At 71.0% G+C, this 13,892-nt stretch carries 11 protein-coding genes; 2 read left to right on the forward strand and 9 right to left on the reverse strand.

Annotation, left to right across the window (positions count from 1 at the left end; translation table 11 throughout):
* Positions 1-49: 49 nt before the first annotated feature.
* From orn to ACWGJY_RS20410, 3 genes are all read right to left on the reverse strand, one after another.
* The gene (orn, locus tag ACWGJY_RS20400) at positions 50-667 is read right to left on the reverse strand and encodes an oligoribonuclease (protein WP_453262218.1); all 618 of its coding nucleotides are present in this window, start codon (positions 665-667) and stop codon (positions 50-52) included.
* 5 nt (positions 668-672) lie between these two features.
* Positions 673-1,959 (reverse strand): GlxA family transcriptional regulator, encoded by a 1,287-nt coding sequence (locus ACWGJY_RS20405; protein WP_453262219.1) that lies wholly within the window; start codon positions 1,957-1,959, stop codon positions 673-675.
* Between the two features lie 349 nt (positions 1,960-2,308).
* Positions 2,309-2,581 carry a hypothetical protein gene (locus ACWGJY_RS20410; RefSeq protein ID WP_453262220.1) on the reverse strand — a complete coding sequence of 91 codons (273 nt, stop codon included), beginning with the start codon at positions 2,579-2,581 and terminating at the stop codon, positions 2,309-2,311.
* A gap of 398 nt (positions 2,582-2,979) precedes the next feature.
* Here ACWGJY_RS20410 and ACWGJY_RS20415 point away from each other — a divergent pair, with 398 nt between their 5' ends.
* A complete protein-coding gene (locus ACWGJY_RS20415; RefSeq protein ID WP_327156795.1) occupies positions 2,980-3,501 on the forward strand; it encodes a universal stress protein in 522 nt (173 codons plus the stop codon).
* Between the two features lie 517 nt (positions 3,502-4,018).
* Here ACWGJY_RS20415 and glmS read toward each other — a convergent pair.
* Positions 4,019-5,848, reverse strand: coding sequence for a glutamine--fructose-6-phosphate transaminase (isomerizing) (glmS, locus tag ACWGJY_RS20420; protein ID WP_453262221.1), 1,830 nt, complete (start codon positions 5,846-5,848; stop codon positions 4,019-4,021).
* Between the two features lie 60 nt (positions 5,849-5,908).
* On the reverse strand, positions 5,909-6,199 hold the full coding sequence (locus tag ACWGJY_RS20425; protein WP_453262222.1) for a hypothetical protein: 291 nt from the start codon (positions 6,197-6,199) through the stop codon (positions 5,909-5,911).
* Positions 6,200-6,388: 189 nt separating this feature from the next.
* On the opposite strand from ACWGJY_RS20425, the gene ACWGJY_RS20430 reads away from it, so the two are divergent.
* On the forward strand, positions 6,389-7,990 hold the full coding sequence (locus ACWGJY_RS20430; RefSeq protein ID WP_453262223.1) for a beta-N-acetylhexosaminidase: 1,602 nt from the start codon (positions 6,389-6,391) through the stop codon (positions 7,988-7,990).
* A gap of 44 nt (positions 7,991-8,034) precedes the next feature.
* Here ACWGJY_RS20430 and ACWGJY_RS20435 read toward each other — a convergent pair whose 3' ends face one another.
* From ACWGJY_RS20435 to ACWGJY_RS20450, 4 genes are read right to left on the reverse strand one after another with little or no spacing between them, the layout of a single operon-like run.
* Entirely contained in the window at positions 8,035-9,204 is a 1,170-nt protein-coding gene (locus tag ACWGJY_RS20435; RefSeq protein WP_453262224.1) for an acyl-CoA dehydrogenase family protein, read from the reverse strand.
* Between the two features lie 5 nt (positions 9,205-9,209).
* A complete protein-coding gene (locus ACWGJY_RS20440) occupies positions 9,210-10,151 on the reverse strand; it encodes a hydroxymethylglutaryl-CoA lyase (protein ID WP_453262225.1) in 942 nt (313 codons plus the stop codon).
* A complete protein-coding gene (locus ACWGJY_RS20445) occupies positions 10,148-12,160 on the reverse strand; it encodes an acetyl-CoA carboxylase biotin carboxylase subunit (protein WP_453262226.1) in 2,013 nt (670 codons plus the stop codon). The genes ACWGJY_RS20440 and ACWGJY_RS20445 overlap by 4 nt, the downstream gene beginning before the upstream one ends.
* A 17-nt stretch (positions 12,161-12,177) precedes the next feature.
* Entirely contained in the window at positions 12,178-13,809 is a 1,632-nt protein-coding gene (locus ACWGJY_RS20450) for a carboxyl transferase domain-containing protein (protein WP_453262227.1), read from the reverse strand.
* Between the last annotated feature and the right edge of the window lie 83 nt (positions 13,810-13,892).

Below are 13,892 nucleotides of genomic sequence, written 5' to 3' on the forward strand. Positions count from 1 at the left end.
GGTCACGGCGGACCCGCCGGGACCCGCACGACACGCGCCCGGTGCCTCGCTACGGCGTGGACTGCGGCTCGGCGGGAAGGACGTGCTTGGCGGCGATGGCCTTCGCGGTCTCCGAGTCGGGGCCGGGCTGCGGCACGAAGACCGCCTCGCGGTAGTAGCGCAGTTCCGCGATGGATTCGCGGATGTCGGCCAGCGCCCGGTGGTTGCCGTTCTTGTCCGGACTGTTGAAGTAGGCCCGCGGGTACCAGCGCCGGGCCAGCTCCTTCACGGACGAGACATCGACGATCCGGTAGTGGAGAAAGTTCTCCAGCGTCGGCATGTCCCGCAGCAGGAAGCCGCGGTCGGTGCCGACGGAATTGCCGCACAGTGGTGCCTTCCGCGGCTCCGGCACATGCTGCTTGATGTAGGCAAGCACCTGTGCCTCGGCCGCCTCCAGCGTCGTCCCGCCGTCCAGCTCCTCCAGCAGTCCGGAGGTGGTGTGCATCCGGCGCACCACCTCCGGCATGGTGCCGAGCGCCTCGGCCGGGGGACGGATCACCACATCCACCCCGTCGCCCAGTACATTCAGCTCCGAGTCGGTGACCAGAGCGGCCACCTCGATGAGCGCGTCATTCGCCAGCGAGAGTCCGGTCATCTCGCAGTCGATCCACACCATGCGATCGTTCATACATCTCACCCTACGGGTCGCTCGCGCTGTCCGGGCAGCACGGGGCGGGCCGCTCCCCTCCCCACCGGGGTTTCGGGCAGCCGGGAGGCGTAGGCGTCCGACTGCGGTTTGCCCGCTTCGCCCACTTCGGCGGAGGCCAGGCCATGGCCGGCCAGCGCGGCGGCGGAGAACCGCTCCGCGCCCGCCCCCAGTGCCGCCCGCTCCCGCTCCGGCCGCTCGGCACGCTCGGCCCGCTCCGGTCTGAGGCCGGGTTCGGGCGCCCCGTTCTGCGGACGGCGTGCGCGGTAGGCCGCGCGGTAGGCGGCCGGTGAGGCGCCCAGCTGCCTGCGGAAGTGGCCGCGCAGGGCGACCGGCGAGCGGAATCCGCAGCGCCCGGCGACCTCGTCCACCGAATAGTCGGAGGTCTCCAGCAGCCGCTGGGCCTGCAGTACCCGCTGGGTGATCAGCCACTGCAGCGGAGCGCTTCCCGTCAGGGAGCGGAAACGCCGGTCGAAGGTGCGCCGGCTCATGTAGGCGCGTGCGGCCAGCGTCTCCACGTCGAACTGCTCGTGGAGGTGCTCCAGCGCCCAGGCGACGACCTCGGCGAGCGGGTCGGCGCCGATCTCTTCAGGTAATGATCTGTCGAGGTAGCGCTGGTGTCCCATGTCGGAGGCGGTGCGCCGGGGCGGCACGACGAGCCGGCGGGCCAGCGCGTTCGCGGCGTCCGCGCCGTGGTCGGTGCGCACGATGTGCAGACACAGGTCGATGCCGGCCGCCGTCCCCGCGGACGTGAGCACATCGCCGTCGTCGACGAAGAGCTCGCGGGGATCCACATGGACGGACGGATAACGCTTGGCGAGCGTCGGTGCGTACATCCAATGGGTCGTGGCCGGACGGCCGTCGAGCAGTCCGGCCGCGGCGAGGACGAACGCCCCCGTACACAACCCGACGATTCTGGCCCCTTCTTCATGCGCGCGGCGCAGCGCATCGAGCGCCGCGGGCGGCGGGGCCTGGGTGATGGAACGCCAGGCCGGTACGACGACCGTCCCGGCACGGGAGATCGCCTCCAGCCCGTAGGGGGCGGATAGTTCGAGCCCCCCGGTCGTGCGCAAAGGCGCATCTTCGCCCGCGCACACAAGCAGCCGGTACCGCGGAACGCCTGCGTCCTGTCGGTCGATGCCGAAGACCGAGAGCGGAATGGAGCTCTCGAAAATGGGGCCGCCGCTGAAGAGGAGCACCGCGACTATTTCGCGGCGTCGTCGGGCGGCGAGCTTGCGTGCGGCATCTGGTACGGCAGCGGAGTCCTGGCTCATGGCACTTAAGCCCCCCTCGGTCGTCTCGCCCTCTCGGTCCTGCACAGTTCCCCCGCCGTTACTACCAAGATCGAATCTACTGTGTTCCGTGAGGATGGAGTGCCAAGTTCACCACCCGCTGGTATGTCGATATGGCAACTTGGCGCGAAGCATTCGATCACGAAGCGTTCCACTCGTCGGGCCTACATGGGAAGTACGCGTCTCGGCTCTGCCCGTTCGCAGTAGGGCACAACCATGCCCAGCGGTCCTTTCCTCCCTGCTCACACCAGGGTTGAGGGGGGCTCAGGGGAAGGTATGGACCTCGGCCGGAAGTTGGCTGAAAACGGTCGCGCGCAGACTTGCAAGCGCCTCAGTCGACCGGCGTACGCCCTTCGGAGTGCCGGCCACCCCCGTGCGCCGTCGACCCCATATATGCGCTTATGTCCCGGTGCCTTCCGGTCTCCCGCACACGGATCCGCGCCGCGGTCCGTTCGGATTGCCGCAGCAGTGCGCGGCAGACACAGGTCACCGCGGCCAGACCGGCGGCGGTGGCGGCCGCACCGGCCCAGGAGGCGCCGCTGATGATCAGCACGAACGGCACCAGGGCGCAGCTGAAGAGGCCCCAGCGCATGACATCGCTCACTGGGTCGGGTGATCTGTCGGACGGCAACGGCACCGTGTGCTCCCCTCGGACGGGCTGCTACTACAACGCCGCCGACGATCATGGGTCACCGCGAGGGGGTACGTACGGGGGCAGGCCGGGGCATTGCCATCCGCGCCATGCTCCGGCATGCTCCGGGGAACGTTCGAGGCCCCACCCGCCTCGCACGGGCGCTTCGCGTCCGTAGCGGGCTCTGGGCAGCGGGGGAGTGGCGCCGTACTCTTGGGGTATCGGATTGGGAAGATGATTCCCAGTCTTATTGTTCCTCATTGAACTATGGCTCCCGCACCTCGATCGAGCCAGCTCAGTCAACTCCCGGATCAAGTCAATCGCCGTTCCCCGTTCGCCCCTCCGCAAGAGGATGTCCTCGCCGAGACACCATGGCCGGTCACGAAATCCCCGAACCCGCGGACCGCAAGCAGGTCGCCGATCCGATGGCGGACCTCGAAGCGGCGGAAAAGACACGCCACTCGTGCGACCCCGTGTTCCGGCACGGCGTCGTGGTCGGCTTCGACGGCTCCATGTCGAGCGAGCGAGCGTTGGCGTATGCAATCGGTATGGCCCGGCGCCTCGGCTCCGGGTTGATCATCGTCCATGTGGCCAACCGGCTGCCGACGACCGTCTGGGCAGGCTGTGAGCCCCCGGTCTTCGTGGACGTACCGGATCACCGCACCGAAGTGCTCGGCCTGGAGCTGGCCTGCGCCGACCATCTCACCGAGGTCCCCTGGATCCTCGTCGAGCGCGGCGGCGACATCTGCCACGAGCTGGAGGAGGTCGGCCGGGAGTACGAGGCCGACGCCATCGTGGTCGGCTCCACACACGGCATCGTCGGCCGGATCTTCGGCTCGGTGGCCGGCCGGCTGGCCCGCCGGGCGCAGCGCCCGGTGATCGTGATTCCCTGACGCCTCCTGGGGCCGGACCGGCCTCAACTCCCCGCGCCGAACGCCCCCTTCGGTTCCCGTGCGGGCCCCTGTCCGTGGACTGCGCACTGGTGAGGGTGCGTCATGAGGAGGGTGGGCAGCCGCATTCTCCCGGCCCGCAGAGGTGGATTGTGTGCCGGTGAAGGGTAGAAAACGGTCATGTGGGCGCGGCGCTCCACGGGCCCGGCGGCCGCGCGCACGGCAACTGCGTGCTGCCGGCCGGGAGGTGACGGTTCCCGGGCCGGCGGCATCCTGCCGGCGTATGGGCGACGCCGGCAAAAAGGGGAGGCGGCGGCTTCGCGCGATGGTGGCACGCGCGGAGCCGCCGCCCCCCTTTGCGCCTGAGCCGGCGCCGCTTTCGCGGAGGTGGCTGAGCGCCGTGGGGGTTGCTCAATTGTCGCTTCGGTGGGGGGTGTGGTGTGGGTGGGATTGCTCCACCGTGACCCACGGGGCTGCCGCGTGCCCCGGGGGTGCCACCCCACCGCAACCCCTGGGCGGGCTACTCCACCGTGACGGACTTGGCGAGGTTGCGGGGCTTGTCGATGTCCCGGCCGAGGGCCAATGCCGTGTGGTAGGCGAGCAGTTGCAGCGGGATGCCCATGAGGATCGGGTCCAGCTCGGGCTCGTTCTTCGGGACGACGATGGTGTGGTCGGCCTTCTCCTGCTCCTGGTGCGCGACGGCCAGGATGCGGCCGCTGCGGGCCTTGATCTCCTCCAGCGCGGCGCGGTTCTTTTCCAGCAGGTCGTCGTCGGGGACGATCGCGACGGTCGGCATCGCGGGCTCGATCAGGGCCAGCGGGCCGTGCTTGAGCTCGGAGGCCGGGTAGGCCTCGGCGTGGATGTAGGAGACCTCCTTGAGCTTCAGGGAGGCCTCGCGCGCCACCGGGTAGCCGCGCACCCGGCCGATGAACATCATCGACTTGGCGTCCGCGTACAGCTCGGCCATCTTCTTGATGTCCGCCTCGGTTTCGAGGATCTCGTCGATCTGCGCGGGCAGCTTGCGCAGGCCCTCGATGATCCGCTTGCCGTCCGCGACCGAGAGGTCACGGATCCGGCCCAGGTGCAGGGCGAGCAGCGCGAAGGAGACCACCATGTTGGTGAAGCACTTGGTGGAGACGACGCAGACCTCGGGACCGGCGTGCACATAGATGCCGCCGTCGGTCTCCCGGGCGATCGCCGAGCCGACCACGTTCACCAGGCCCAGCACCCGTGCGCCCTTGCGCTTGAGCTCCTGGACGGCCGCCAGCACGTCGTAGGTCTCACCGGACTGGGAGACCGCCACGTACAGCGTGTCGGGGTCCACGACCGGGTTGCGGTAGCGGAACTCGGACGCCGGCTCGGCGTCCGAGGGGATCCGGGCCAGCTCCTCGATCATCTGCGCGCCGATCTGGCCCGCGTGGTACGAGGTGCCGCAGCCCAGGATCTTCACCCGGCGCACCCCGCGCGCCTCGCGGGCGTCGAGGTTCAGGCCGCCGAGGTGCACGGTGGAGAAGCGGTCGTCGATCCGCCCGCGCAGCGCGCGGTCCACCGCCTCCGCCTGCTCGGAGATCTCCTTGTGCATGTAGGTGTCGTGGCCGCCCAGGTCGTACGACTCGGCTGCGTACTCGACGGTCTCCGGAGCGGACGTGGTCCGCGAGCCCTCGGTGGTGTACGTACGGTAGTCGTCGGCCTTGAGGGTGGCCATCTCGCCGTCGTCGAGGGTGACGACCTGGCGGGTGTGCGAGACCAGCGCGGCGACGTCCGAGGAGACGAACATCTCGTGCTCGCCGATGCCGAGCACGACCGGGGAGCCGTTGCGGGCGACCACGATCCGGTCGGGGAAGTCGGCGTGCAGCACGGCGATGCCGTACGTGCCCTCGATGTGCCGCAGCGCCTCGCGGACCCGCTCCTCCAGCTTCTCGGCCGTCGAGCGGCCGATCAGGTGGGCCAGCACCTCGGTGTCGGTCTCGGAGACGAAGGTGATGCCGTCGGCGGTCAGCCGGGTGCGCAGGTCGGCGGCGTTGTCGATGATGCCGTTGTGGACGACCGCGACCTTGCCCTCGGTGTCGAGGTGCGGGTGGGCGTTCTCGTCGGTGGGCGCGCCATGGGTGGCCCAGCGGGTGTGCGCGATGCCCGTGGAGCCCGCGAAGCGCTTCGGCAGCCGGGACTCCAGCTCGCGGACCCGGCCCTTGGCCTTGGCCGTCTTCAGGCCGCCCGCGGCCTTGCCGGTGGCCTTGGCGTGGATGGCGATGCCCGCCGAGTCGTAGCCGCGGTACTCCAGGCGCTGCAGGCCCTCCAGGAGCAGCGGAGCGACATCACGCTTGCCGATGTAGCCGACGATCCCGCACATACAGTGACCCTCCGAGAAAAGTTGTGGCAACAGTGGTGCCCGGCGCCCGTGGCGGGGGCGTCAGCCGTAGACGAGGCGGCGCAGCTGGCGGGCCGAGAGATCCGGCGGGGCCACGGCGCGGTGCGGCATCTCGTGGCGGATCCGTTCGAAGATCTCCTCGTTGCGCAGTCCCTGGGACTGCAGCTCCCGATGGCGGCGGCGGACGAACTCCTCCGTCGTCTCGTCGAAGTACGCCAGCACATCGAGCACCACCCGGGCGGCCTCACCGCGCTGCAGCGGTGTGCTGCGCACCAGGTGGTCCACCAGGTCATCGTGCGGCGCGTCAGCGCTGCGGTTACGGCGTTCGAGCACCCGTCGATACTGAGGGGCGGCGCGGAGATACGCAAGAAATCTGCCCGGTATCGGGCACGTCCCCGATTTGGCGGCCGGAAAGTGGTCGGAACCTTGACCGGAATCGAGGCTCGCGGTACGCATGGTCACCGTTCGGTCGCTCCATGCCATGCACGACGTCATGCACGAGGTTCGCCGAAGGGACCGTCGATGAGACGACGCAGACTGCTGTTCTCGCTGCTGCTGGTCGCGGCGGCGGGGCTGGGAACCGCCGCCCTACCGCCGCCGGGCGCCGCCGGCGCGGCCGCCCCGCCCGCCACTCCGCTGGACGGCGTGATCCCCGCGCCGGCGTCCGTGCACAGCGGCAAGGACGCGTACACCCTCGGCGAGGGAACCCGGATCCGCGTGCCGGGCGGGTCCGGGGAGGCCAAGAGGATCGCCGGCTATCTGGCGGGGCTGCTGCGGCCCGCCACCGGCTTCGGCCTCCCGGTGACCACCAGGGACGGCCGGGACGGCATCGTCCTCCGGCTCGGCGGCAGCGGCACCGGGGGGCTGGGCGACGAGGGCTACCGGCTCACCTCCGGCGGCCGTGGGGTCACCCTCAGCGCCGCGCGCCCGGCCGGCCTCTTCCACGGCGTCCAGACCCTGCGCCAGCTGCTGCCCGTCGACGGACAGCAGGGCACCCGGCGCGGGCCCCGGCGGATCGCCGGCGGCACCATCGTCGATTCCCCGCGCTACGCCTACCGCGGCGCGATGCTCGACGTCTCCCGGCACTTCTTCACCGTCGCGCAGGTCAAGCGGTACATCGACCAGCTCGCCATGTACAAGATCAACAAGCTGCATCTGCACCTCTCGGACGACCAGGGCTGGCGGATCGCCCTCACGTCGTGGCCGCGGCTGGCGACCTACGGCGGCTCCACCCAGGTCGGCGGCGGCCGCGGCGGCTACTACACCAAGGACGACTACCGCGAGATCGTCCGCTATGCCGCCGCCCGCTATCTGACCGTCGTGCCCGAGATCGACCTGCCGGGCCACACCAACGCCGCGCTCGCCTCCTACGCCGAGCTCAACTGCAACGGCCAGGCCCCGCCGCTCTACACCGGCACCAACGTCGGCTTCAGCTCGCTGTGCGTGCCGAAGAAGGTGACGTACGACTTCGTGGACGACGTGATCCGGGAGCTGGCGGCCCTGACCCCCGGCCGCTACCTCCACATCGGCGGCGACGAGGCGCACTCCACCAGCCATGCGGACTACGTGACCTTCATGGACAAGGTGCAGCCGGTGGTTGCCAAGTACGGCAAGACCGCGATCGGCTGGCACCAGCTGACCGGCGCGCACCCGGCCAAGGGCGCCCTCGCCCAGTACTGGGGCTACGACAAGACGGGCGCGGCCGAGCGCCGACAGGTCGCCGACGCGGCCAGGAACGGCACCCGGCTGATCCTCTCGCCCGCCGACCGCACCTACCTCGACATGAAGTACGACAAGAACACGCCGCTGGGCCTGTCCTGGGCCGGCTATGTGGACGTCGAGCGGTCCTACGACTGGGACCCGGGCAGCTATCTCGACGGGGCGCCCGCGGGCTCCGTCCTCGGGGTCGAGGCGCCCCTGTGGTCCGAGACCCTCGCCACCTCCGCGCACATCGAGTACATGGCCTTCCCTCGGCTGCCCGGCATCGCCGAGCTGGGCTGGTCGCCGGCGGACACCCACGACTGGGACGGCTACAAGGTGCGGCTGGCCGCCCAGGGGCCGCGCTGGGACGCCCTGGGCATCAACTACTACCGCTCACCGGAAGTGCCCTGGCCCGCGAGGTGAACCGGCCGGCCGGGCGGTGAGATCCGCCCGGCCGGCGCCGGCGGTCAGAACCCCAGCTCCCGGGCGATCAGCATCCGCTGGACCTCACTGGTGCCCTCACCGATCTCCAGGATCTTGGCGTCCCGCCACATCCGGGCGACCGGGTACTCGTTCATGAAGCCGTAGCCGCCGTGGATCTGGGTGGCCTCCCGGGCGTTGTCCACCGCGCTCTGCGAGGAGTAGAGCTTGGCGAGCGCGGCCTCCTTCTTGAAGGGCTCGCCGTGCACCAGCCGGGAGGCGGCATGGCGCCAGGCCAGCCGGGAGGTGTGGGCGCGCATCTCCATGTCGGCCAGCTTGAACTGGATCGCCTGGTTGCTGCCGATCGTCTTGCCGAAGGCCCGCCGCTCCTTGGCGTAGCGCACCGACTCGTCCACACAGCCCTGTGCGAGCCCGGTGGCCAGCGCCGCGATGGCGATCCGGCCCTCGTCGAGGATGCGCAGGAACTGGGCGTAGCCCCGGCCCTCCTGGCCCAGCAGGTTGGCGGCCGGGACCCGGACGTCCGAGAACGACAGCTCACGGGTGTCCGAGGCGCTCCAGCCGACCTTGGAGTACGGGGCGCCGACCGTGAAGCCCGGGGTGCCGGACGGGACGATGATCGAGGAGATCAGCGCGGAGCCGCCAGAAGAGTCGGATGCAGCCTTGCGGCCGGTGACGGCGGTGACCGTGACCAGACCGGTGATGTCCGTACCGGAGTTGGTGATGAAGCACTTGCTGCCGTTGATCACCCAGTCCCCGCCGTCGCGCACCGCGGTCGTCCGCGTCGCCCCGGCGTCCGAGCCGCCGTCCGGCTCGGTGAGGCCGAACGCGCCCAGCACCTCACCGCTGCACAGCTTGGGCAGCCACTCGCGCTTCTGCTCCTCCGTGCCGAATTGGTAGACCGGCATGGCGCCCAGGGAGACGCCGGCCTCCAGGGTGATGGCCACCGAGGAGTCGACCCGGGCCAGCTCCTCCAGGGCGATGCCCAGCGCGAGGTAGTCGCCGCCCATGCCGCCGTACTCCTCCGGGAACGGCAGGCCGAACAGGCCCATCCGGCCCATCTCCCGCACGATCTCGTACGGGAACGCATGCTGCTCGTAGTACTCGCCGATCTTCGGGGCGACGACGTCGTGCGCGAAGGCCTCGACCGTACGCCGGAGTTCTTCCAGTTCGGCGGGGAGACGGTGGTCCAGGGACATGAGGGTCACTCCTTGTGGGAGAGAGCGCGAAGGGTGCGGGAGGGGCTCGGCCGGCCCAGGACGTCCGCCATCCACACGCTGGTGGCGGCCAGCCGGTCCAGGTCGACCCCGGTCTCGATGCCGAGGCCGTGCAGCATCCACACAAGGTCTTCGGTGGCGAGGTTGCCGGTGGCGCTCTTGGCGTACGGGCAGCCGCCGAGGCCGCCCGCCGAGGCGTCGATGGTGGTGATGCCGTGCTGCAGCGCGGCGAAGGTGTTGGCGAGGGCCTGCCCGTAGGTGTCGTGGAAGTGCACCCCGATACGGGAGGTGGGCACGCCGGCTTCGTTGAGGGAGGCGAGCAGGGTCTGCACATGGCCGGGGGTGGCCACGCCGATGGTGTCGCCCAGGCTCAGTTCGTCGCAGCCCAGGTCGAGCAGCGCCCGGCAGACCCGGACGGTCTGCGCGATCGGCACCGGGCCCTCCCACGGGTCGCCGAAGCACATCGACAGATAGCCGCGGACCTGCACCTTGGTGTCCTTGGCCCGCTCGACGACCGGCGCGAACATCGCCAGCGCCTCGTCGACCGTGCGGTTGAGATTGGCCCTGGCGAACGACTCGGTGGCGCTGGCGAACACCGCGATCCGGCGGGCGCCCAGGGCGAGCGCACGGTCCAGACCGCGTTCATTGGGCACGAGGACGGGGAGCCGGTGCGGATCGATGCCGTCCAGCAGCGGGAACAGCTGCTCCGCGTCGGCGAGCTGGGGCACCCACGTGGGGTGGACGAAGCTGGTGGCCTCGACGGTCGGCAGGCCCGCATCGGCGAGCCGGCGGATGAACTCGGCCTTGATCTCGGTGGGTACGACCGTCTGCTCGTTCTGCAGGCCGTCGCGCGCGCCGACCTCATGGATCCGTACGCGGGTGGGCAGCCCCTCGGCGGAGACCTCCATCGGCAGTCCGGCTGCGGTCATGATGCGCTCCCCTGCTCGTCGTCGGGTGCCGTCGCGGACGAGGCGGCCTCGTCGGGGTTCTCGTGCGGGGCGATCACGGCCAGGATCTGGTCCATGGCGACGGTGGTGCCCGCGGTGACGTCGAGTTCGGTGACGGTCCCGGCGTGCGGTGCGGAGATGACGTGTTCCATCTTCATCGCCTCGACCACCAACAGGCCCTGGCCCGCGGCCACCTCGTCGCCGACGGCCACCTTGACGACCGTGACGGTGCCCGGCATCGGGGCGGCCAGGGTGTCCGCGCCGTGCGCCCCGGCGGCCCCGCGCAGCGCCGCGGCCACCGGGTCGTGCGTGGTCACCTGCCAGGAGTCGCCGTCCCGGCCGAGCCAGTCGCCGCTGTGGTGGAAGGTGTGCAGCACCCCGTCGACGGTGACCCGTACGCGGCCGGGTTCGAGCTGCGCGGCCAGCTCCCCGGGGCGGACGTCATGAGCGACCGGGTCATGGCCCGGGACGCGCAGCCAGTGGCGGACGGGGGCGGGCTCGCCGCCGAGGCGGAAGCCGCTGGGCGCGGCGAACGGGTCACGCCAGCCGCCGCCGGCCACCGGCGGCTCCAGGGCGGCCTGCCGTACCGCGGCTGCCGCCGCATACACCTCGTCCGGCACCCCGCCGTCGACCAGTCCGGCCGCCTCGCGCTCCACCAGTCCGGTGTCCAGCTCGCCGGAGACCACGTCCGGGTGGGCCAGCAGCCGCCGCAGGAAACCGGCGTTGGTGGTCACCCCGAGGGTGACCGTCTCCGCCAGCGCGGCCCGCAGCCGGCGCAGCGCACTCGCCCGGTCCGGGCCATGGGCGATGACCTTGGACAGCATCGGGTCGTAGCGGCTGCCGACCTCCACGCCCTGGGACAGGCCGGAGTCCGTGCGCAGCCCGTCGCCCTGCACCTCGTGCAGCGCCAGCACCGTGCCGCCGGTCGGCAGGAAGTCGCGGGCCGGGTCCTCGGCGCAGATCCGGGCCTCGACGGCGTGCCCGGTGAAGGTGATGTCCTCCTGGGCGTGGTGCAGACGCTCGCCGGCCGCGACCCGCAGCTGCCACTCCACCAGGTCGAGGCCGGTGACCAGCTCGGTGACCGGGTGCTCGACCTGGAGGCGGGTGTTCATCTCCATGAAGTAGTAGGAGGACGGGTCCTTGCCCGGGACGATGAACTCGACGGTGCCGGCGCCGCGGTAGCCGCAGGAGCGGGCCGCCTGCACGGCCGCCTCACCCATCGCGGCGCGGGTGGCCTCGTCCAGCAGCACCGAGGGGGCCTCCTCGATGACCTTCTGGTGGCGGCGCTGGAGGGAGCACTCGCGCTCGCCGAGATGGATGACATTGCCGTGGCCGTCGGCCAGGACCTGGATCTCGATGTGCCGGGGCCGGTCGATCCAGCGCTCGACGAGCAGGGTGTCGTCGCCGAAGGAGGAGCGGGCCTCGCGGCGGGCGGCGGCGATCTCGTCGGCCAGCAGCGCCTCGTCGCGGACCAGCCGCATGCCCTTGCCGCCGCCGCCCGCGGACGGCTTGAGCAGCACCGGCATGCCGATCTCCCGTGCCGCGGCGGCCAGTTGGGAGTCATCGAGACCGCTGCCCGAGGAGCCGGGGACGACCGGGACACCGGCCTCGCGCACCGTCTCCTTGGCCCGGATCTTGTCGCCCATCAGCTCGATGGCCTCGGCGGACGGGCCGATGAAGACCAGCCCGGCGTCCGCGCAGGCGCGGGCGAAGGCGGCGTTCTCGGCGAGGAAGCCATAGCCGGGGTGGACCGCCTGAGCACCGGTCCGGGCGGCGGCGTCCAGCAGCCGCTCCACGGACAGATAGCTCTCGGCGGCCGGGGCCGGACCGATCCGTACGGCCGTGTCGGCCTCACGGACATGCCGGGCATCGGCGTCCGCGTCGCTGTGGACGGCGACCGAGCGGATCCCGAGGGCGCGCAGCGTACGGATGACACGGACCGCGATCTCGCCGCGATTGGCGATGAGTACGGTGTCGAAATTGGTGGCCATTGCCGGGGACATCCCTCTCACATCCGGAAGACGCCGTAGCCGGGCGCTGTGCTGTCCTTCTGGGGAAGCGGCGCATTGGCACAGGCGGTCAGCGCCAGCCCCAGCACCTGCCGGGTCTCCAGCGGGTCGATGACGCCGTCGTCCCACAGCCGCGCGGTGGCGTAGTAGGCGTTGCCCTGGGTCTCGTACTGCTCCCGGACCGGCGCCTTGAAGGCGTTCTCCTCCTCGGCGCTCCACTCCTCGCCGCGTGCCTCCAGCTGGTCGCGTTTGACGGTGGCGAGGACGGAGGCGGCCTGTTCGCCGCCCATCACCGAGATCTTGGCGTTCGGCCACATCCACAGGAAGCGGGGGGAGTAGGCCCGCCCGCACATGGAGTAGTTGCCCGCCCCGTAGGAGCCGCCGATGACGACCGTCAGCTTGGGCACGCGGGTGCAGGCCACCGCCGTGACCATCTTCGCGCCGTGCTTGGCGATGCCGCCGGCCTCGTAGGAGCGGCCGACCATGAAGCCGGAGATGTTCTGGAGGAACAGCAGCGGGATGCCGCGCTGGTCGCACAGCTCGATGAAGTGGGCGCCCTTCTGGGCGGATTCGGAAAACAGGATGCCGTTGTTGGCGACGATGCCGACGGGGTGGCCGTGGAGGTGGGCGAAGCCGGTGACCAGGGTCGTGCCGTACTCCGCCTTGAACTCCGCGAAGCGCGAGCCGTCCACGAGGCGTGCGATCACCTCGCGGACGTCATAGGGCGTACGGGAGTCCGCGGGCACCACGCCGTACAGCCCGGCCGGGTCGGCCTTGGGCTCCTCCACGGGCCGTACGGTCCACGGGAGCGGCTCGCGCTCGCCGAGGGTGGAGACGATGGTGCGCACCAGGCGCAGCGCATGGGCGTCGTCCTCGGCGAGATGGTCGGTGACACCGGAGGTCCTGGAATGCACCTCGCCGCCGCCCAGCTCCTCGGCGGTGACCACCTCACCGGTGGCGGCCTTCACCAGCGGCGGTCCGCCCAGGAAGATCGTGCCCTGGTTGCGGACGATCACGGCCTCGTCGCTCATGGCGGGTACGTAGGCACCGCCCGCCGTGCAGGAACCGAGGACGGCGGCGATCTGCGGGATACCGGCGCCGGACATCCGGGCCTGGTTGTAGAAGATCCGCCCGAAGTGCTCCCGGTCGGGGAAGACCTCGTCCTGCATCGGCAGGAAGGCGCCGCCGGAGTCCACCAGATACAGACAGGGGAGACGGTTCTCCAGGGCGATCTCCTGCGCCCGCAGATGCTTCTTGACCGTCATCGGGTAGTAGGTGCCGCCCTTGACCGTGGCGTCATTGGCGACGATCACCGTCTCGCGGCCGGAGACCCGGCCGATACCGGCGATCACCCCGGCGGCCGGCGCGGCCCCGCCGTACATCCCCTCCGCGGCCAGCGGCGCCAGCTCCAGGAACGGCGAGCCGGGGTCCAGCAGGGCGTCCACCCGGTCGCGGGGCAGTAGTTTGCCGCGGGCGGTGTGCCGCGCCCTGGCCTTCTCGCCGCCCCCCAGCCGCGCCGACGCGAGCTTCTCGCGCAGCTCGGCGGCCAGCTCGCGGTGCGCGGCCTCATTGGCCCGCCAGGAGTCGGACGCCGGCTCGGCGGTGCTCCCCAGCACCGGTGCCTGCTCCATTCTTACGAGCCCCCTTGCTCGGTCTGCCGTCCCGGTGCCGCGGTCCGCGGCCGCCGGGCCATCCGTGTTAATGGGCGTTAACC

This window comes from Streptomyces sp. NPDC054765 (assembly GCF_053612065.1).